The following is an 18,568-nucleotide window of genomic DNA, read 5'->3' on the forward strand; positions in this document are numbered from 1 at the left end:
AAGAATAGTAAGAGGTCTAATTATGTCAAGAAACTTGACTAAAACTGGTCGGCGGCGTGCCCGGTCGGTTGGTCGGCTTCGGCGTCCACGATCACCTCGGGCGGCACGGCGGGCGGATCGCCCCAGTCCATCCGCATCGCGTCGCGAAGGCCGTGATAGGCCGGCAGGCCGATGCGCTCGACGAGCTTGAGCTCGAGGTAGTGAAGGATTTTCGACGCCGCGCGCCGCGTCTCGTTCGCCTCCTCGGCGAAGCGCACGATACGCGCCCGGCGGTCGTCGGGGTCGGGCACGATTTCGACGATGCCGCGCGCTTCGAGTTCGCCGAGCATCAGGCTGATCGCCTGGCGCGTCACCCCCAGATTGCGCGCAATCCGCGTCGCGCGGTGCTCGCCGGCCGAGATATTCGCGATCAGCATCGACTGCGCGCGCGTCACATTGGGAATGCCCGCCTCCCTGAGCGCGGCCTGGAGCGCCTCGTCGAACCAATAGAGCGCGCTTAGCAGATTCATCATCAGATAGGGACTGTGCATCGACGGACCTTCGGCAGACCAGGTCAGCGGCATAATACGTCCGCGGCCGTCAGGGCAACCTGCGGCGAAGGCAAAGGGCGGCCGGCACAGCTTCCTGCCGAATGCGATGGCCGCCCCGAAGTTCAGTGATCGCCGCGAACCGCCCCGGCCGGCGAACAGGTAGCGGCGACAGGCTTGCCCGCGATCGCCTGGCGCGCGAATATTCGCGAGTCCGCAAAGGAGCGATTGAGCGTCGCCGAATGGTCGAGCCCGGGATAGACATGCGCCTCGATCGTCGAACCGGCGGCGCAGGCGCTTTCGACGAGGGCTCGCTGCATCGGCGCGGGGGTATCGACATCCTCGCTTCCTGTGCCGATGAACACCGGGGTAGTGATCTTGAGCGTCGGATAGCCGGCATGTTTCAGCACCGGCGCATAATAGCGCCAGAAATCGCCCTTGAAGCTGTTCGCACGCGTCAGCCCGGCATCGACCACCGCCTTGAACATATCGACCACGCAGGTGTCGGCCGCCTCGGCGAAAGCGGGCATCGCGCGATCGGTCAGGACGGCCGCCGGGTCGTATTTCGGGTCGATCTGCTGCGCTGCCGAGGCGATATAAAGCAGATAGGCGATGATCCGGTCGACCTTGTCGGCCGCGTCGGGGTCGGTTCCGGCCGAGGCCGCCGCCGTGAGGTTCGGGATGCCGGTCGCTATCGTCCCGCGAACATCGACATCGGGCGCATAGTCGGGGGCATAGCCCGCCGTGGCGAAGGCCGCGCCCGCGCCCTGCGACTGGCCGACGACCAACACCTTGCCCGACAGGCCGAAGCCGCCCCCCTGCACCGCACGGACCGCATCGAGCGTCGAATAGGCGGCGGCGCGGCTGTCGAGATAGGGATGCGGTCCCGGCGAGCCGAGTCCCTGATAGTCGGTCGCGACGACCGCATAGCCTTCAGCGAGCCAATGATTGAGATAGGTGCGGTCGCGCAGCGAACGGACGTTGCGCGACGGCGCGCAATCGTCGCCGATGCCGACGGTGCCATGCGCCCAAGCGACGAGCGGCCAGCCGCCTTTCGGCGGGGCGCCCTGCGGCAGGAAGAGCGCACCGGTCACCTCGATCGCGCCCTGCCCCGCCACGCCGTCGGTCGAACCATAGCGGATCGCCAGCGCCCGCCCGGCCTCTTCGAGGCCGAGTTCGGGCGCGAGCGGCCGCGCATCGAGCAGCCGGCCCGGCGCGGCGGCGGTCGTCTCCGCCGCCAGCACCGTCTGCGCGGATACCGCGAACGGCACCGCCAACAGCCCGAATGCCGCGAGCATCGCAGCAGATCGCAACCGGTTCGCCATCATCCTCTCCTTCATCCCGTGCCTCAGAAGCGCGCCGTCGCCGACAGATAGTAGGTCCGGCCGAGCACATCATAGGTGCCCGCATCGGTGGTTCCGGGAACCCCGCTGACGACGGGGGGCGTCTTGTCGAACAGATTGTTGACCCCGAACCGCACGCTGAAGCGCTCGGCGGGATCGACGCGCAGCGACAGGTCGAAATAGTCATAGGCTTTCACGCCCGGCGTCGTGCTCGCGGCGTTGGTGACCATCGACGCATCGTCCATCGCGCCGATATGACGCCAGCGCAGCAACGCGTTGAAGCTGTCGGTGCCGTAGGTGAACGACGTAGTCGAACGCCAGCGCGGCAGGGTGGTGCCCGATCCGATCGTGTCGGCGAAATCCTGGAAGGGCGAACCCGGCAGGTTCTGGATCTCGAACTTGTCGAGATAGTTGATCACCGACGAAATGCCGAAGCGTCCCGATCCGTCGCCGAGCCCGACGTCGGCGAGGCGCACCGACCAGTCGAGCTGGATGTCGACCCCCGCGGTGCGATAGCCGCCGAGGTTCAGATAGGGCTGGAGCGCATTGGTGATGCCCCCGGTCCCCGCATCGCGACCGATCAGCGCGCAATAGAAATTCGCGGCGTCATAGCCCGGATTGCTGCCGTCGCCATTGAAGCATTTGTTGAGCGAGACCGACACCGGGATCACCGCGATCGCATCGTCGATCGCGATATTATAATAGTCGACCGACGCCCGAAAACCCGAGAGCCAGGGCGAAGCCGCGCGCGGCGAAAGCACCGCGCCGATCGTATAGGTGTCGGCCTTTTCGGGTTTCAGATTTTCGTTGCCCGACAGATAGGCGGCGACCTGCGCGACATTGTTGACGTAGACGTCGGCGATCGCGTCGGGCATCCCCTGCGCGACGCAGATGTCGCGCACGTCGCCGCCGTTGCTGCCGGTACGGAAGCTGCTGCGGATATCACACGGGTCGCCGCCGCCGTTCGCGATCAGACCGATCGTCGGATAGAGGCCGGTGGTCGCGGTATAAAGCTCGCCGACATTGGGCGCGCGGATCGCGCGCTGATAGCCGCCGCGCAGCCGCACCCCGTCGGTCACGGTCCAGTCGACGTCGACCTTGTAAGTCGAGACCCCGCCGCTCTGCTTATAGTCCGAATAGCGATAGGCGAAGTCGAGGGTCAGGTCCTGCACCGCGAACATGTCGTGCAGCACCGGGACGAGCAGTTCGGCATAGCCCTCGATCGCGCGGGTCGAACCCGCGGTCGGCGACGTGCGCGCGATCGCGACGACATTGCCCGTCACCTGTTGCGCGTCGGGATCGAAGCTGAACTCGTTGCGGCGATAGCCCGCGCCGACCGCGAAGCGCATTTCGCCTGCGGGAAGCTGCGCCAGCCCGCCCTGGATATTGAGTTCGACCACGTCCTGCTTCGTTTCGGTGCGGTTGCGCGTCACCCCGCTGATATAGGCGACGCATTCGGGTGAATTGGTCGCGCTGAACGGATCATAGCCGCCTGCGCAGATCGACGCGCCGCCGTCGGCCGCCGACACGAGCGTCTGCACGCGGTCGGTAAAGACCGACCCGTTCGCAATATCGTCGACGACGCTCTTGCCGGTCGAACCGTAAAGCTCCCAGCTGATGCCGCTGTCGCCGAACTTGCCCGACGCGCCGCCGAGCAGCTGCCAGGTCGTCGCTTCGTGATCGGTGCGGCGCGGCCCCACTTCACTGTAGCGCTTGGTCACCACGACCGGCGCCGCCGGATTGGCGCGCGCGTCGATCAGCGGGCGCAGCGCGTCGGGGATGAAGGGGCTCGTGACCGGAACGCGCATCGTCCACAGCCCGGCGTTGGGCGCGGCGTCGGCGATCGTCGTCGACGTATAGTCGGTATAAAGGCCCTGCACGAACAGCGTCAGACTGTCCGACGCTTCAAAGGTCGCGCGGCCGAAGGTTGAAATACGCTCGAGCGGGATTTGCGAATAGGTGAGCTGCGGCGTTGCGAGCAGCGCGGTCCCGGTGTTCAGCACATAGGGGACATCATCGCGATAATTATAGACGCCGCGTCCGGTCGAAAAGAGCGTGCCGTCGGGATTGATACCGATCGACGAACTAGCCGGAACCGAGCCCGGCGCGACGCCATAGGCGGCAAAGGCGGCATCGACCGCCGCCTGGTCGGGGGCGTTGGCGCCGGGGGTGAAGAGACCTAGCGGGATGGTGCTCGATACACCGCGGTTCTCGCGGAAAAAGGCGCGCGAATTGACGTTGATTGCGTCACGGTCGGTGTAGGAGACCCCCGCCGTCACCCGCCCGCGACCGTCGGCGAAGCGCGTGCCCGCGCCGAGTGATATTTCGCGAATGCCGCCGTCGCCCCGGCTCGTGATCGTGTTCTGCCCCGAAATTTCAACGCCGTCGATCTGGCGCAGCTTGAAATTGACCACGCCCGAAATCGCATCCGATCCATAAACGGCGGAGGCGCCGCCGCTGATGATCTCGGTCCCGCCGATCAGGATCGTCGGCAAGGTGTTGATGTCGATGACCTGGCTCGAATTGGAGGGCTGCAGGCGCCGCCCGTCGAGCAGCACGAGATTGCGCTGAGCGCCGAGGCCGCGCAGGTTGAGCGTCGCCTGTCCCGTCGAATTGAGATCGTTCGAAAAGGCGGTCGAATCGGCTGTGAACTGGGGAAGCTGGTTGAGCGCGCCTTCGAGCGTGACGCTGCCGGTCGCGGACACCGCGTCGCTGCCCAGCGTGACGATCGGACTCGACGCCTCGAAGTCACGCCGCGAAATGCGCGATCCGGTGACGACGATCTCCTGCGCCGGCGCTGCTGCGGCGGCTTCGCCGTCCGATTCGTCCTGCGCCGATGCCGGCGCGCTCAAAAGCGAAATGACCGAGGCCGAAATGGCGAGCGTCAGCTTGCGATTGTCCAACATTTTCAAGAAATCTTCCCCTTTTGCCCTGGCGCGGCGGCGACGCGGACGATCGGCCCGAAGCGCCGCCTCATTATCTGTCGTCGCCCCTTAAAATTACGATACAATCATGCATCGAAATAGGCCCTTGGCGCAAAATGGGTTCGCCTGTCAATCGCCGCCTGGCGGCCCCCGCGAACCGCGCGGCGATCGCGTCGAGGTCGAAACGCTTGACCCTGCATCATATTTCGATACATATTTGTATCGTATTTATTTGCTGTCGCATGCGGCGACCCGTTGGGGCATGAGGAACGGGGCAAGATGGACGTCATTATCTTGGGCGATGAAAAGGAAACGGCGGTCGGGCGGCCGCGGCAGGCCGATCTCGACGAGCGCATCAAGCTCAGCGCCGTCGCGCTGCTGGGCGAGGAAGGCTTTGCCGGGCTGTCGGTCAACCGCATATGCCAGCGCGCCGGGGTTCCGCGCCCGACCTTCTATCGCCGCTGGCCGTCCGCGGTCGCGGCGCTGGTCGACGCCTTCAACGACCGCTTCCATGATGCGCTGCTTGTCGACACCGGCGATGCGAAAGCCGATTTGCTGGCGTTCGCGACCAGCGTGCGCAACCGCTATGACGATCCCGTCGTCAGCGTCTGCCTGCCCGCGATCTACGAAGCGCGGCGCCGCGAACCGGCGCTTATCGCACCGATCATGGAGGCGCAGCGGGCGCGCCGCCGGTCCAACGTCGCGACGCTCGAGCGCGCGCTGAAGGAACAGCGGATCGAACCCGTTCTCGGCCCGTTCGAGATTCTCTTCACGCTGACCGCCGCGATCGACCAGGGCTATCTCGCCGGCCGGCCGCTCGCCGACGATTTCCTCGACCGCCTTGTCACCGTAGCGCTGCGATAATCCGGCGGCCGACCCGCGCCGATGGTTTTCCGAGCCGGCGCCCCGTTCCCAGCAAGAAGGACATGAGAATGATGCACAGGAAGCTGCTGACGCTGACCACCGCGCTGATCGCCCTGCCGGCGCTCGCCCAGGCGCCGGACGGCGCGCCGCCCGCCGCCTTCGACGTCGCCGCAGCGAAAGCGCGGATCAACGCGACGCTCGACCGGCAATATCCGCATCTCGACGCGCTCTACAAGGATCTTCACGCGCATCCCGAGGTCGGCTTTCAGGAGACGCGGACCGCGGCGCTGCTGGCCGGCGAGATGCGCAAGCTCGGCTTCACGGTCACCGAAAAGGTCGGCAAGACCGGCATCGTCGCGATCTACAGGAATGGCGATGGCCCGACCGTGCTCGTGCGTACCGAACTCGATGCGCTGCCGATGGAGGAAAAGACCGGCCTGCCCTATGCCAGCCGCGCGCAGCAGGAGGTGAACGGCGAACTCAGCTATGTCGCGCACAGCTGCGGCCACGACAGCCATATGGCCTGGTGGGTCGGCACCGCCGCCGCGCTCGTCGCGATGAAGGATCAATGGCACGGCACGCTGATGTTCATCGGCCAGCCGTCCGAAGAGACGGTCAGCGGCGCCGAAGCGATGATCGCCGACGGCCTGTTCACCCGCTGGCCCAAGCCCGATTTCGGCTTTGCCGCGCATGTCGCGCCGATGCCGGTCGGAACGGTGCTGGTGAAGGACGGCGTCGTCAGCTCGGCCTCCGACGCGATCCACATCACCTTCCACGGCGTCGGCGCGCACGGATCAATGCCCGACAAGAGCATCGACCCCGTGATGATGGGCAGCCGCTTCGTCACCGACGTCCAGTCGATCATCAGCCGCGAAAAGGACCCCAAGGCGTTCGGCGTCATCACCGTCGGCAGCTTCGTCGCCGGAACGGTGAACAACATCATCCCCGATCACGCCGATCTGAAGCTGACGCTGCGCTCGCACGACGATGCGACGCGCAAATTGCTCGTCGAGGGCGTGGAGCGCACCGCGCGCGCGGTTGCCGAGATGGCGCATGCCCCTGCGCCCACGATCGAACATCCCAACGGCACCAATGCGGTCCACAATGACGCAGCGCTTTCGGCGCGGTCGGCGGCGGTCCTGAAGACCGCCTTTGGCAAGGACGTTCTGTTCGTGCCCGCGAGCGAGGCCGGCGGCAACGCCAGCGAGGATTTCTCCGAGTTCATCGACGCCGGCGTGCCCTCGATCTTTTACGCGATCGGCGGCTATGACCCCGCGATGATTGCCCGCTGCAAGGCGGACGGAAAGCCGCTGCCGGTCAACCACTCGCCCTATTTCGCCCCGGTGCCCGAACCGACGATCAAACGCGGGGCCGAAACGCTGGCACTGTCGGTCCTGATGGCGATGGCAGGCAACGAGCAAGAGAAATAGCCGGACCATCGGCGGGCTTCGAAGGAAGCCCGCCGATGGTTCGAAACGCCGCAAAGGCGCCTCGTGGACCTGCTGTTCGCCTTGTGCTCGAAGCGATTGGCGTCGGTCCCGGCGCCGGGATGGCTGCGGCTTTCCGTTACAGGCCGAAATCCTCGTTCCGGAACGCAAAGCGCTCGCGCGAAGGAAAGGCCGCATAGGCGGTCATTTCGCCGCGCTCGAACCGGAAATGCCACGTCTGCGCATTTTTGGGTACAGGGCCTTGAAAGACCGCCGGATCGAAAAGCGCGACATTGGCGCGGTGCTCTGGATCGCGCACCGATGCGTAGCGGATCGCCTGGGTGCCGATGGTCCGGGCTTCGGCCGCGAAAGCCTGGCAGGCCGAATAATCGCCGGGGTCCATCCACAGCGCCTTCGCTGCATCATAGGGCGGCGCGCAAAGATCGAGCAGCCGTTCGATCGCGACCGTCACGCTGATCGCCGTATGCTCGACGATAGAGGCCGGCGGCTGGAAGCCCGGCGAGCGCGAATAGAAGCGCAGCCGCCAGTATGCGGTCTCGGCGAGCGCGGTCGCGACCGTTTCGGCCGCATAGAAGATGCCGGGCTTTTCCCCGGCCTTGCGAAAGCGCGAACTGCTCTTGTGTCCGTAGCGAAACGGCGTCGCGAGCAGGTAATGGAGATGCCGTGCGGCGACGGGCTGTACCGGCTTCACCTCTTCGACGAGTTGTTCGAGCAACGCCTGATCGTCGGCGCCCGACGCGAGACGGTTCGTCGAGATCCGGTGCTGCGCCTCGACGATCCGCCAGAGCTTGCCGCGATAGTCGCGAAACGTCTCGGCCTTGGGCGTGCGATCAGACTCTGGCGCGATAGTCATCGACATAGTCGGCGACGTCGCCGAGGCCGCGGATCGTTCGAATGAGATCGATCGGACGACCGCCCAGATCGAGATTTTCGGCCTTTAGCCAGGACATTGAGGCTGCATCGTCGCTGCCCATCAGCGCGTCGAGGCTACGGAACAACCGCACGAGAAACTGGCCGAGTTCGAAGGCCTTGTCAGGCCTTTCGAGCCGATAGCTGCCCGAACGAAGCCGCGAGGCCGTGGCGGCCGAAATGCCGAGCACCAGACCCAACTGCTCGTTTGTGAACTTCCAGCAGGCGGCCACGCGGGCGACAGCTTCCGAAAGCACCCGCCCCTGATCGACGGCGGAAGCATATTGTGTGGCCATATCATTCTCCTGAACAAATGATAGAAATATCATTCATAGTAACGGAACGAGGGTTTCACAAGAGTAGATGCCTCCCGTCCAGCACAAGATGCCCGTCGCCGCCAAGCCGTGCCACCGCCCGGTTCCCGAAAGGCGTGGTTTTCGAAACCGGCGAGCCATTGACGCGCATAGTTGCAGCCGCAGAAGCCAATATGCCCCGCCTGATGCGACAAAAGCATCGCGACCGTGACGGCAGCCTTCCCGTGTGCCGCAAACTCCGGCCAATAATTGGCGACGGGCTGGTTGTAGTCGATGAAACCGCGGCTCGCCAGCATCGCAAAGCAGATCGCCGCGACGCCCTTGGTCGTCGACCAAACACTTAGGGTCTTTGGCTCGTCCCGATGTCGCGTGCGACAGTCCGTCGAAACGTTCGGTGGTTCTAATTGCGGCCGTCGCCGAACGGTGCCAGTTGGAGACAGAAACGGGGCACCACCAAGCCCACGGTCTCTATTATGTGTCCAATCGGCGCAAATACACCTCCATACGGGTGCAACGAGTCGAGAGCTACAGTATTGAGCTAAGGAGAAAAATGGAGACGTTCGTAGACGATGCAGACGATTTTGGTATGCGACGATGATGAGCTGTTGGTGGAACTCCTCACGCATCGGCTTGGAGCCCGCGGCTACCACGTCGTCGTAGCCGGAGACGGCGGCGCGGCTGTCAGGCAGGCATCGGAATGCGATCCGGATGCCATCGTACTCGACATGATGATGCCCGTACTCGACGGCCAGCAGGTATTGCGACGATTGAAGGCGGATCCGGCCACGGCCGATATTCCGGTTATCATGCTGACCGCGCGGCGCCAGGAGCGGGACATCGTCGGCGCGCTCGATCTTGGCGCCGACGATTATCTGGTGAAACCGTTCATTCCGGAGGAACTGATGAGCCGCCTGAACCGCTTGATGACGACACGCAGATGATCCGCACCTGCTTGTTTGCCTTGGCGCTTAGCTGCGCGACGACCGTACAGGCACAGAATTCCGCGCCCACCGACTATGAGCTCGCCGTACAAGCCCGGCTTGCCGGCGATGCTGCCCGCGCCGCAGACTTGCTCGAACCGTTGGTCGCAGCCGATCCCCACAACAGCGACGCACAGGTCCAACTGGGGCTTGCACGTATGGCTTTGGGCGAGCTGGATGCAGCGGAGGCCGCATTCCGGGCCGCGCTCGCCGTCGCGCCCGGCTATACCGACGCGCATGTCGGCCTCGCCAGGATTGCGCAGCGGCGGGGCGATAACGCCGCGGCGCTTCGCGCGCTGGATGCGGCGGGTGTGCAAAATGCGGAGATCGCCGAGCTCCGCCGCCAGCTTGCCGACGCGCCTTCCGATCCGCGCTGGAAAATCGATGTGGACGCCGCGTATAGCTGGATTGACGGTCCGCAACCCGACTGGCGCGAGCTTGCTTTTCAGCTCCGCCGATCCGAAGGCCGGGCCGCTATCGGCGCCCGGGTCGAATATGCCCGCCGCTTCGACAGGGACGACGTCTATGGCGAAGCACAAATCGATTATCGCCTGTCGGACGCCGCCCGGCTGTACGCGACGCTGGGGGGAACGCCGGATGCCGATTTTCGGCCCAAATGGCAACTCGGGCTGGGCGGCTCGCTTCGCGTCAACGGTGGTCTCAACGCAACGGTCCTGACGCTCGACGGCCGGCAGGCGCGTTTCGTGACCGGCGATGTACAAAGCCTGAGCCCCGGCATCGAACAATATCTCGGCGGGCGCTTCTGGCTTACAGGCCGCTGGATCAACCTGTTCGACGAACGGGGCACGCACCGCTCAGGCTACTTCGTGCGCGGCGATGTCCAGGCCAGCGAAGCGCTACGCCTCTTCGCCGGCTACAGCGATGCTCCCGATACCGATGAGGGTGTCGTCGTCGATGTCCGGAGCCTATTCGGCGGCGTATCGCTCGACCTCGGACGCCGCCATTCGTTTCGGCTGGCGATCGCGCACGACGACCGTGCGACGGGAGCGGACCGGACCCAGCTGACGGTGGGTTTCGGGCTGCGCTTCTGACAATGTTGCGGTTGATCTGGGACCTTTCGTTGCTGCTCGCCAGCGCGGCCCTCGCCTTGATGTCGCTGCTGGTCCTTCTTCGCGCTGTCTCGACCTGGCGAGGCGAGCGACTGCTCGCCGCGCGACGGCGGCTCGCTCCTCTTCTGCTCGAAACTTCCACCGGATCGGACGCGGGAATTGAAGGCATCGCGGATTCCGTCGTGACGCAATTGACCCTCGACCTTATCCAGCTCGTCCGCGGCGCCGAGCGGACACAATTTATCGGGAAGGCGGCAGAACTCGGCGTGCCGGATCGGCTGAGGCGTCAGCTTCGGTCGTTCTCGCGGCGGCGGCGCATGATTGCGGTCCAGGGGCTTGCCCTGTTCGACGATGCCTTATCCCGCGAGGCCTTACTGGACACGCTCGGCGACCGCGACGACGAAATCCGGCTCGCGGCGGCTTTGGCACTGGGACGTGGCGATGACCGCCCCGGGCTCGACGAGTTGGTCGCCCGCCTCGGGCTGCGGGACGATCGATCCTCGCTCCTGACGATCAGTCTGTTCCGGCATTATGCCAATGAGGCGCCCGACGAGGTACAAGCCTTGGTGCTCGATAACGACCTGCCGCTCTCCGTCCGCCTTGCCGCGATTGAGGCGCTGGCCGTCTCCGGCGATTATCGCCTCGTCCCCGCCATCGTCGAACTCGGCCTTCGCGCGCCCCACGATAGCGAAGAATTGCCCCGCTATTTGCATGCCTTGGGACGTATCGGGCACCCTGCCGCACGCGAGGCCGTGCTTGCCGGTCTTGCCAGCAGCTCAATGCCCGCACGCGTTGCCGCTGCTGGCGCGGCAGGCCGGATTGCGCTCCTCGAAAGCGCCGATCAGTTGGCGGGCCTGCTCGACGCGCCGGAATGGTGGGTGCGCTTCCGATCGGCCGAGGCTTTGCTCCAGCTCGGCGACGCCGGCATCGCCCGCCTGCGGGAAGCCGCGGCATCGGGCAGCGAACTAGCCCGCGAGGCGGCCGGAACAATGCTGGCGGAACGGGGGCTCGCACCATGACCGACATTCCGGACTGGTTGTTTCGCGCGGCCGAGATCGTGACGTTGTTCGTGATCGCGTGCGGACTCATCCAGATATTATTCTACATCGTCCAGCTGCTCTTCGCTGCGCTCGCGCTCCATCGCCGGCCGGCCTACGCCTCGACCAGCGCCTTGTGGGACCGCTTTGGCGATATCGCACCTTCGATCGCCATCGTCGCCCCTGCCTATAACGAGGAACTCACCATCATCGAGAGTGTCGAGGCCCTGCTCGCGCTCCATTATCCCGATTTTGAAGTCATTGTCGTCAACGACGGGTCGAAGGATGCGACGCTCCAGACCCTGATCGACCATTATTCGATGCGGCCCGTCGCGCGCTATCACGATCGCGCGCTTGCGCATCAGCCGATCCGCGGCCTCTACGCAGCGCCCGATCGGCCGCGCCTGTTCCTCGTCGACAAGCAGAATGGCGGCAAAGCCGATGCGATGAATGCCGGCATCAATGTCGCCCGGACGCCGCTCGTATGCGTGATCGACGCGGACACGCTGCTCGAGCCTGACGCGCTGATGCGGGCCGTGCGCCCCTTTATCGACGATCCGGCGCGCACGGTCGCCGTTGGGGGAACGATCCGCATCGCCAACGGCTGCCGCGTCGAAGGGGGACGCGTGGTCGAGGCACGCCTGCCCCGCAACTTCTTCGCCCTGATGCAGGTCCTCGAATATCTGCGCGCTTTCCTGATGGCGCGGCTCGGACTGAGCGAGATGCAAGCGCTCTTGATAATCTCCGGCGCGTTCGGTCTCTTTCGACGCAACAGCATGATCGATGTCGGCGGCTTCAGCGCGGACACGGTGGGCGAGGATATGGAACTCGTGGTCAAGCTCCATCGCCGGATGCGCGACTTGAAGCGCCCGTACCGGATCGTCTATATCCCGGAGCCGGTCAGCTGGACCGAGGCGCCCGAGACGGCGAGCATACTCGGCAATCAGCGCGCACGCTGGCAACGCGGATCGCTCGAAACCTTCCGGACACACAGGGACATGTTCCTCAATCCCCGCTACGGTCGGATCGGCCTGGTCGGCTTCGGACAAGTGTGGGTCGTCGACGTCATCGGCCCGATCGTCGAGGTGGCGGGCTATCTGCTCGTGCCGCCGCTGTGGATGCTCGGACTCATTTCGTTCGACTATCTGCTGGCGTTTCTGGCGGTCATTTTCACCTTCGGAGTCTTCATCAGCGTCGCGACGCTCATCCTCGAGGAAGTGCAACTGCGCCGTCTGCCGCGCGCGCGCGACCTGGTAATTCTGACCGCCCTCGCCGTGCTTGAAAATTTCGGCTACCGGCAGCTCAACAATTTCTGGCGGCTGCGTGGCTGGTGGCAGTTTCTGCGCAAGAAACAAGGCTGGGGAGACATGGTCCGCAAGGGCTTTCAGCGATCCTGACGCAGTCCATTCAGGCAATCGAGCAATTCCGTGGCAAGACGTTCGATTTCGCCCGGCGAGGCCTGATCGTCGATCGCTTCCTCCACCGCGCGGGCCGCGTCGCCGATCGGGGCGTGGCCGAACATTCCGGCGCGTCCTGCAAGACTGTGGCAGGGTATCGCCAGCTCCGCCCACGCGCGGCGCGCAAGGCACGCTTCAATGGCATCGGCGCTTTCTATCGCTTGTTCCACGAATCGCGCGCCCAAGGCGGCGAGGCGTTCATCCATTCCGTTCATCTAGGAAATCCCGCACCTGACCTGCCAGCGCCATCGGATCGAACGGTTTGGCAATCACCCCGCAGGCGCCGAGCGCGCGCAAATGGGCGACTTCCTGCGCCTGCGTACGGGCGGTGATGAAAACGACCGGAATACCGGCGGTCATGGGATCCTCTCTCAACAAGCCGAGCACGGTCGGCCCATCGAGTTCGGGCATCATCACGTCGAGCAGAATGAGCGCGGGGTCCCAGTCGCGCGCGGCGGCGATACCTTCGCGGCCCGATCCGCGGGTTTCGACCGCGAAATCCGGATCGAGCTCCAGCGCCATCTGAGCGATTTCCCGAATGTCCGCTTCATCGTCGATGTAGAGGATCCGTATGCTCATCGGTCTTTCTCCAGGTCACTCGCGGCGCCGATCCGTTCGAGCATCTCGCGAACCAGAAGATCGAGGCTAGCCCTCGATTTGACCAGTACGAGGTCGATTTCCTCCGCCGCGTCGACCTCTTGCGCCGTAAAAAGGATGATCGGGATCGCGCCCGATTGCTTGCGCAACGGTATGGCGAGATCGGTCCCGCAGCCGTCGAGCAACCCGACATCGAGGATTGCGCCGTCATAACGATGACGCCGCACGAGCCCGCGCGCTTCCGCCACGCTGGGGGTCGAATGGACCTGTGCCTTGTCCTCGAACATGCCGGCGACGACGGTCAGCATATCGGGATCGTCATCGACATGGAGAATGGTCGGCAGCGACGCATCGTGCGCGTTGGTCTGACCGCCGTTTTTCTTTGGCGCCGCGCCCGGGAGTTCAGCCGTCGGCAGATCGACGTGGAAGACCGTCCCCTTGCCCTCCTCACTTTCGAAGCTGACCGAACCGCCAAGCCGGACGACGATTTCACGCACAATGCTGAGGCCCAGGCCCGTGCCGCCCTTTTGCCGCGAGTCCGAGGCGTCGGCCTGCGCGAACTTTCCGAAAATCCGGCTCCGGAAAGCCTCCGGAATGCCGGCGCCGCGATCGATTATGCTGATGCGGCTGCGCCGGTCCAGCGCAGTCACCCGGACTTTCACTGTCTCTCCGCGCGGCGAAAATTTGATCGCGTTGGAGAGGAGGTTCGACACGACCTGCATCAGCCGATCCTCGTCGGCGAATACCGCTGTGTCCGAGGCCAGAGGCTCGATGTGAATGGACACGTCATACTCGCGCGCGAATCCCGCCATCTGATGCATCGCCTCGTCGAGGATCGGACCGAGCGCCAGGGGCCGGATGTCGAACGGCATTCGTCCCGCCTCGATCTTCTCGATATCGAGGATATCGTTGATCAGCCGTACGAGCCGCGCGGCATTGCTGTGCGCGATCTCGACGAGGCGTCCAATCTTCGGCGGCACCTCGCCGGCCGCGCCGCCGCTGATCAGCCCGAGCGATCCGGCGATCGACGTCAGCGGGGTCCGCAGTTCGTGACTTACGGTCGCCACGAATTCGCTTTTCATCTGCTCGACCTCGCGCCGCTCGCTGATGTCGCGGATCACCGCGAGAAACAGTGTTGCATCCATGAGGTCAACCGGACTGACGGAAACTTCGAGCGGAAAGCTGGTTCCGTCGCTTCGGCGCCCGATGAATTCCTGAATTTGCCCGGGATTTGCTTTCCGGTTCGCGGAGAGGCGGCGAAGGAAGGTTTCGATCTGGCCGCGATCAGGCGCGATCTCGAACAGCGAGCCGATGTCGCGGCGAAGAAGCGATTCCTGCGTTACGCCGAACATCGCTGCCGCGGCCGGATTCAGGCTTTCGATGCTGCCGCTCGGATTCAGGACGATCATGCCGTCCTTCGCGCTGTCGAAAATCGCCTCCTGCCGGGCCGCGAGATCCTGCGCGCGGCGATAAGCCTTGTTTCGCGCCGCCTGGCTGCGCGCGATCAGAACAGTTGAAAGGGCAAGCAGGAATATTAGGCCGACCAACAAGACGACGGTGCGCTGGCGGAGAGATTGGCGCGCGGCGTCCGCGATCGCGGTGCGTTCTCGAAGGCGCTCGCGCTCGGCTTCCGATATCTGCGCCACTAGTGCGCGAATCCGGTCCATCGACGCTTTGCCCGCGCCGCCGGCGATCAGACTGATAGCAGCGACGCGCTCCCCGGCTTCCACTTCGCCGATCGTTCGCGAAACGAAACGCCGCTTTTCGGCCGACTCCCGGCGAAGCTCGGTAACCAGCGCCGCCTGCCCCCTGCCCGCGCGCTTGGCGAAGGCATCGAGATTCGCGTCGATGCTTTCCTCAGCATTCAGATAGGGCTGCAGAAACCGGGTGTCCCCCGTGATGACATAGCCACGCTGGCCAAGTTCGATATCCAGATGCCGGTTCAGGACCGCCTGCAACGCGGCTCTAGCGTCGTAGGAGTCGGAGACGTCCTGCCGCAGACGCGCATTCTCCTCGAAGCCCCTGTTGATGTCGATTGCGAGGAAAAGAAGGATTAGAAGCGCCGCGGCGCATGTGCCGGCAAGCAGACCGTTCGCGATGATAGCGCGATGCCAACCCGACATGGAAATCCGTTCTAAATCAAATCGCCAACTGCAAGGTCGAATAGATACCATGCCCTTTCGTCGACTGCACGCCATGATACCACGACGCGCCAGAAACACCGCCGATCCGGAAGCCGCGATGGGAATTGGCCGGTTGCGGTCTGGCAGCTTTTGGCGCGAATATCGCTAACGCTGACATATGCATTGCCGGTCTGGGGTGATATAAATCAAGCGCACCGGTGTCGTGGGTCGGTCTCGTCCTAACACTGCTCGACCGGGGCGAGGAACGACTGCTTGCCGCCGTCGAGACCGGGCTCCTTCCGGTGAGCTTGGCGGTCGAAATCTCGCGCGCGGAAAGCGACGAAGCGCTCACCCGCCGATGCGTCGCATGGCGCGAGCGGAGGTTCAGAACTGGATGACCGAGCGGTTCGGCGAGCGGGCGGGCAATGCCGGCGCTGAGCGGCAGCAATTTGGCGCTGCCCAGGCCGATGTCATGACGCTTGCCATCACGTTGCGGGCGCAAAAGCCAATAAGCCCCACCCCGTTTGTCGACCTTCAGGAAGAGCCCGTCCCCGTCCTGGTAGGTGCCGGGATTTGCCAATCCCGCCTTGACCGCCAAAGCCGTGAGCTTTGTCATAGGGTTAACCTACTTTTTTGCCCCCACACTCGGAAGCCAGATTTTAAGGGTCGAAAAATTTACCCCCACATTCCCCCCAACAGTTTTCACTGCGCTGCAATGATATCGAAAGAGACGCAGAGGGCCGAACCGTGCGACGATACGCCAGGGTTTTCTGCCATTTCTAGGGATTCTAGGGGATGCCCTCGGACCTGAGGGTGGTGGACAGGGCTGGATTCGAACCAGCGTACGGGAAACCCGGGCAGATTTACAGTCTGCTGCCTTTAACCACTCGGCCACCTGTCCATGGGGTCCGCGTCGGGAAGCGGTGCCATGGCGAAACGAGGCTTGCCTGTCAATGGCAGTCGTGGGAAAGGCGCCGGCATGAGGCAATTTTCCCGACATCGCCGTCCGCAGGGCGGGCAGAATCGCGGCCAGGGCATACGTTTCTGGGGCCGCCACGCCGTGCTCGCCGCGCTTGCCAACCCCGATCGGACCGTCAAGCGTATCTGGGGGACGCGCGAGGCGCTGGGGCAGCTCGATCTGCCGCCCGTCGTTCCCATTTCCTATGCCGACGTCGCCGACCTCGCGCGACTCGTCGCGCGCGACGCGCCGCATCAGGGACTGGTGATCGAGGTCGATCCGCTCGACAGCCCCTTCCTCGGCGATATTTTGCAGGAAGAGGTCGATGCGGGCAGCAAGCGCCCGCTGATCGTCCTCGACCAGGTCACCGATCCGCATAATATCGGCGCGGTGCTGCGCTCGGCGGCGGCCTTCGACGCCGCCGCGATCGTCACGCAGGACCGGCACAGCCCGCCCGAAAGCGGCGTGATCGCGCGCTCGGCATCGGGCGCGCTCGAAAGCGTGCCATGGGTGCGCGTGGTCAACCTGTCGCGCGCGCTCGAGGAAATCGCCGAAGCGCAATATTGGCGCATCGGCCTGACCGGCGACACCGAAACGACGCTGGGGGCGACACTCGACGGCAGCAAGGTCGCGCTGGTGCTCGGGTCGGAAGGCGAAGGGATGCGCCACAACGTCATGGAGCATTGCGACGTGCTCGCGCGGCTGCCGATTTCGCCGCGCATGGAGAGCCTGAATATCTCGAATGCCGCGGCGATCGCGCTCTACGCGGTGGCGACGGCAGGATGATCTTCAAAACCTCGTCATTGCGAGGAGCGTAGCGACGCGGCAATCCAGCGTGGCGCAAACCGCTCTGGATTGCTTCGCTTCGCTCGCAATGACGCTTTCGGACTCAATCCTCTTCGGCGATCCGCACCTTCAGCCCGTCGAGCGCGTCGCTGAAGGGAATCTGGCACGACAGGCGCGAATTTTCGTCACGATCGCTGGTCGAATCGAGCAGGTCGTTCTCGTCCTCGCTCATCGCGGGAAGCGCGTCCGTGTTGCCGGCCTCGACATGGACGTGGCAGGTCGCGCAGGAACAGCAGCCGCCGCACAGCGCGAGCAATTCGTCGAACCCGGCGTCGCGGATATTTTCCATCACGGTCAGGCTGGTGTCGCCCTCGATCTCATGCTCGGTCCCGTCGCGCGTCACCACAATCAGCTTGGCCATGCTTGTCCCCAATATCGTTTGATTCGCGAGGGGCTATGTCGCGCGTTGCGCCGCAAATCAAGCATTGCTAAGGATGGCACAACGGAACAAAAGGGGAATATGCGATGGGCTTGAGCCAGGAACAGCTGAACGCGGGAATCGACGCGCTCGCGGGGCTCGAGCCCCATTTCGCGCGCGCGCTCGGCCATGCCGGCTATCCCGAACCGCGGATTCGCGAGCCCGGCTATACGACGCTGCTGCGCACGATCGTCGGTCAGCAGGTCAGCGTCGCGGCGGCCAATTCGATCTGGAACAAACTCGAAGCCGCGTTCGGCGCAGGGTGTCCGGCGGAGGTGATGGCCGCCGCCGAATTCGACGCGCTGCGCGCGTGCGGCCTGTCGGCGCAGAAGCAGGGCTATGCAAAGAGCCTCGCGCAGCTCGTGCTCGACGGCGAACTCGACTTCGCCGCGCTGCCCGCCGACGATGAGGAGGCGATCGCGCTGCTCACCAAGGTCAAGGGCATCGGGCGCTGGTCGGCTGAAATCTATCTGCTCTTTGCCGAGGGACGCCCCGACATCTGGCCCGCCGGCGATCTCGCGGTGCAGGAAGCGGTCGGCCGCATCCTCGGACTCGAAGCGCGCCCGAGCGAAAAGCGGGTCCGCGAACTCGCCGAAGGCTGGCGCCCGCACCGCGGCGCCGCGGCGATCTTCAGCTGGCATTGCTATAATATGGACGTAATCTAGGCGGGTCGGATCGGGTCCGGTCGAGTCACGAGCGGCACAATATTTCCAAAGTTCAGGGAAGTTCAGCCTTGTGCGCCCGCCGATCCGG

19 protein-coding genes and 1 tRNA gene are annotated in these 18,568 nt (G+C 64.5%); 8 read left to right on the forward strand and 12 right to left on the reverse strand.

Going from position 1 to position 18,568, the window contains the following annotated elements:
* Positions 1–38: 38 nt before the first annotated feature.
* From KNJ79_RS14580 to KNJ79_RS14590, 3 genes are all read right to left on the reverse strand, one after another.
* A complete protein-coding gene (locus KNJ79_RS14580; protein ID WP_317151625.1) occupies positions 39–512 on the reverse strand; it encodes a MarR family winged helix-turn-helix transcriptional regulator in 474 nt (157 codons plus the stop codon).
* 140 nt (positions 513–652) lie between these two features.
* A complete protein-coding gene (locus tag KNJ79_RS14585) occupies positions 653–1,855 on the reverse strand; it encodes an alpha/beta fold hydrolase (RefSeq protein WP_317151626.1) in 1,203 nt (400 codons plus the stop codon).
* A gap of 20 nt (positions 1,856–1,875) precedes the next feature.
* Positions 1,876–4,776, reverse strand: coding sequence for a TonB-dependent receptor domain-containing protein (locus KNJ79_RS14590; protein WP_317153929.1), 2,901 nt, complete (start codon positions 4,774–4,776; stop codon positions 1,876–1,878).
* 297 nt (positions 4,777–5,073) lie between these two features.
* On the opposite strand from KNJ79_RS14590, the gene KNJ79_RS14595 reads away from it, so the two are divergent.
* Entirely contained in the window at positions 5,074–5,658 is a 585-nt protein-coding gene (locus KNJ79_RS14595; RefSeq protein WP_141133920.1) for a TetR/AcrR family transcriptional regulator, read from the forward strand.
* Between the two features lie 68 nt (positions 5,659–5,726).
* The gene (locus KNJ79_RS14600) at positions 5,727–7,088 is read left to right on the forward strand and encodes an amidohydrolase (protein ID WP_317151627.1); all 1,362 of its coding nucleotides are present in this window, start codon (positions 5,727–5,729) and stop codon (positions 7,086–7,088) included.
* Between the two features lie 136 nt (positions 7,089–7,224).
* Here KNJ79_RS14600 and KNJ79_RS14605 read toward each other — a convergent pair whose 3' ends face one another.
* From KNJ79_RS14605 to KNJ79_RS14615, 3 genes are read right to left on the reverse strand one after another with little or no spacing between them, the layout of a single operon-like run.
* Entirely contained in the window at positions 7,225–7,965 is a 741-nt protein-coding gene (locus tag KNJ79_RS14605) for an RES family NAD+ phosphorylase (protein ID WP_317151628.1), read from the reverse strand.
* Positions 7,937–8,311, reverse strand: a complete 375-nt coding sequence (locus KNJ79_RS14610) for an MbcA/ParS/Xre antitoxin family protein (protein ID WP_089214991.1) — start codon at positions 8,309–8,311, stop codon at positions 7,937–7,939. The genes KNJ79_RS14605 and KNJ79_RS14610 overlap by 29 nt, the downstream gene beginning before the upstream one ends.
* A gap of 29 nt (positions 8,312–8,340) precedes the next feature.
* The gene (locus KNJ79_RS14615; RefSeq protein WP_317151629.1) at positions 8,341–8,625 is read right to left on the reverse strand and encodes a serine hydrolase domain-containing protein; all 285 of its coding nucleotides are present in this window, start codon (positions 8,623–8,625) and stop codon (positions 8,341–8,343) included.
* A gap of 273 nt (positions 8,626–8,898) precedes the next feature.
* Between KNJ79_RS14615 and KNJ79_RS14620 the strand changes: the two genes are divergently transcribed.
* Genes KNJ79_RS14620 through KNJ79_RS14635 form a run of 4 tightly spaced genes read left to right on the forward strand, consistent with a single transcriptional unit; the run spans position 8,899 to position 12,813 of the window.
* Complete coding sequence (locus KNJ79_RS14620) at positions 8,899–9,270, forward strand: response regulator transcription factor (RefSeq protein WP_317151630.1); 372 nt, start codon at positions 8,899–8,901, stop codon at positions 9,268–9,270.
* Positions 9,267–10,361: a YaiO family outer membrane beta-barrel protein gene (locus tag KNJ79_RS14625; RefSeq protein ID WP_317151631.1), complete on the forward strand. Its 1,095-nt coding sequence runs from the start codon at positions 9,267–9,269 to the stop codon at positions 10,359–10,361. The genes KNJ79_RS14620 and KNJ79_RS14625 overlap by 4 nt, the downstream gene beginning before the upstream one ends.
* A 2-nt stretch (positions 10,362–10,363) precedes the next feature.
* Positions 10,364–11,398: a HEAT repeat domain-containing protein gene (locus tag KNJ79_RS14630; protein ID WP_317151632.1), complete on the forward strand. Its 1,035-nt coding sequence runs from the start codon at positions 10,364–10,366 to the stop codon at positions 11,396–11,398.
* Positions 11,395–12,813, forward strand: coding sequence for a glycosyltransferase family 2 protein (locus tag KNJ79_RS14635; RefSeq protein WP_317151633.1), 1,419 nt, complete (start codon positions 11,395–11,397; stop codon positions 12,811–12,813). Before KNJ79_RS14630 ends, KNJ79_RS14635 begins: the two co-directional genes overlap by 4 nt.
* Here the strand turns inward: KNJ79_RS14635 and KNJ79_RS14640 are convergent.
* The 5 genes from KNJ79_RS14640 to KNJ79_RS14660 form a co-directional block, all read right to left on the reverse strand.
* Positions 12,801–13,079, reverse strand: a complete 279-nt coding sequence (locus KNJ79_RS14640; RefSeq protein WP_317151634.1) for an Hpt domain-containing protein — start codon at positions 13,077–13,079, stop codon at positions 12,801–12,803. The two genes, KNJ79_RS14635 and KNJ79_RS14640, sit on opposite strands and share 13 nt — an antisense overlap.
* Positions 13,072–13,452 (reverse strand): response regulator, encoded by a 381-nt coding sequence (locus tag KNJ79_RS14645; protein ID WP_317151635.1) that lies wholly within the window; start codon positions 13,450–13,452, stop codon positions 13,072–13,074. Before KNJ79_RS14645 ends, KNJ79_RS14640 begins: the two co-directional genes overlap by 8 nt.
* Positions 13,449–15,692, reverse strand: a complete 2,244-nt coding sequence (locus KNJ79_RS14650; protein WP_317151636.1) for an ATP-binding protein — start codon at positions 15,690–15,692, stop codon at positions 13,449–13,451. Before KNJ79_RS14650 ends, KNJ79_RS14645 begins: the two co-directional genes overlap by 4 nt.
* The gene (locus tag KNJ79_RS22530; protein WP_394357127.1) at positions 15,610–16,209 is read right to left on the reverse strand and encodes an Arm DNA-binding domain-containing protein; all 600 of its coding nucleotides are present in this window, start codon (positions 16,207–16,209) and stop codon (positions 15,610–15,612) included. The genes KNJ79_RS14650 and KNJ79_RS22530 overlap by 83 nt, the downstream gene beginning before the upstream one ends.
* Positions 16,210–16,407: 198 nt before the next feature.
* Positions 16,408–16,494, reverse strand: a tRNA-Tyr gene (locus tag KNJ79_RS14660).
* A 78-nt stretch (positions 16,495–16,572) separates the two neighbouring features.
* Between KNJ79_RS14660 and rlmB the strand changes: the two genes are divergently transcribed.
* Entirely contained in the window at positions 16,573–17,337 is a 765-nt protein-coding gene (gene rlmB / locus KNJ79_RS14665; protein ID WP_317151637.1) for a 23S rRNA (guanosine(2251)-2'-O)-methyltransferase RlmB, read from the forward strand.
* A gap of 103 nt (positions 17,338–17,440) precedes the next feature.
* Here rlmB and KNJ79_RS14670 read toward each other — a convergent pair whose 3' ends face one another.
* Complete coding sequence (locus tag KNJ79_RS14670; protein ID WP_089215015.1) at positions 17,441–17,758, reverse strand: 2Fe-2S iron-sulfur cluster-binding protein; 318 nt, start codon at positions 17,756–17,758, stop codon at positions 17,441–17,443.
* 104 nt (positions 17,759–17,862) lie between these two features.
* Here KNJ79_RS14670 and KNJ79_RS14675 point away from each other — a divergent pair, with 104 nt between their 5' ends.
* Entirely contained in the window at positions 17,863–18,480 is a 618-nt protein-coding gene (locus KNJ79_RS14675) for a DNA-3-methyladenine glycosylase family protein (protein ID WP_317151638.1), read from the forward strand.
* Positions 18,481–18,568 lie beyond the last annotated feature (88 nt).

It is taken from the genome of Sphingopyxis indica, assembly GCF_032879645.1.
GTDB lineage: Bacteria > Pseudomonadota > Alphaproteobacteria > Sphingomonadales > Sphingomonadaceae > Sphingopyxis > Sphingopyxis indica.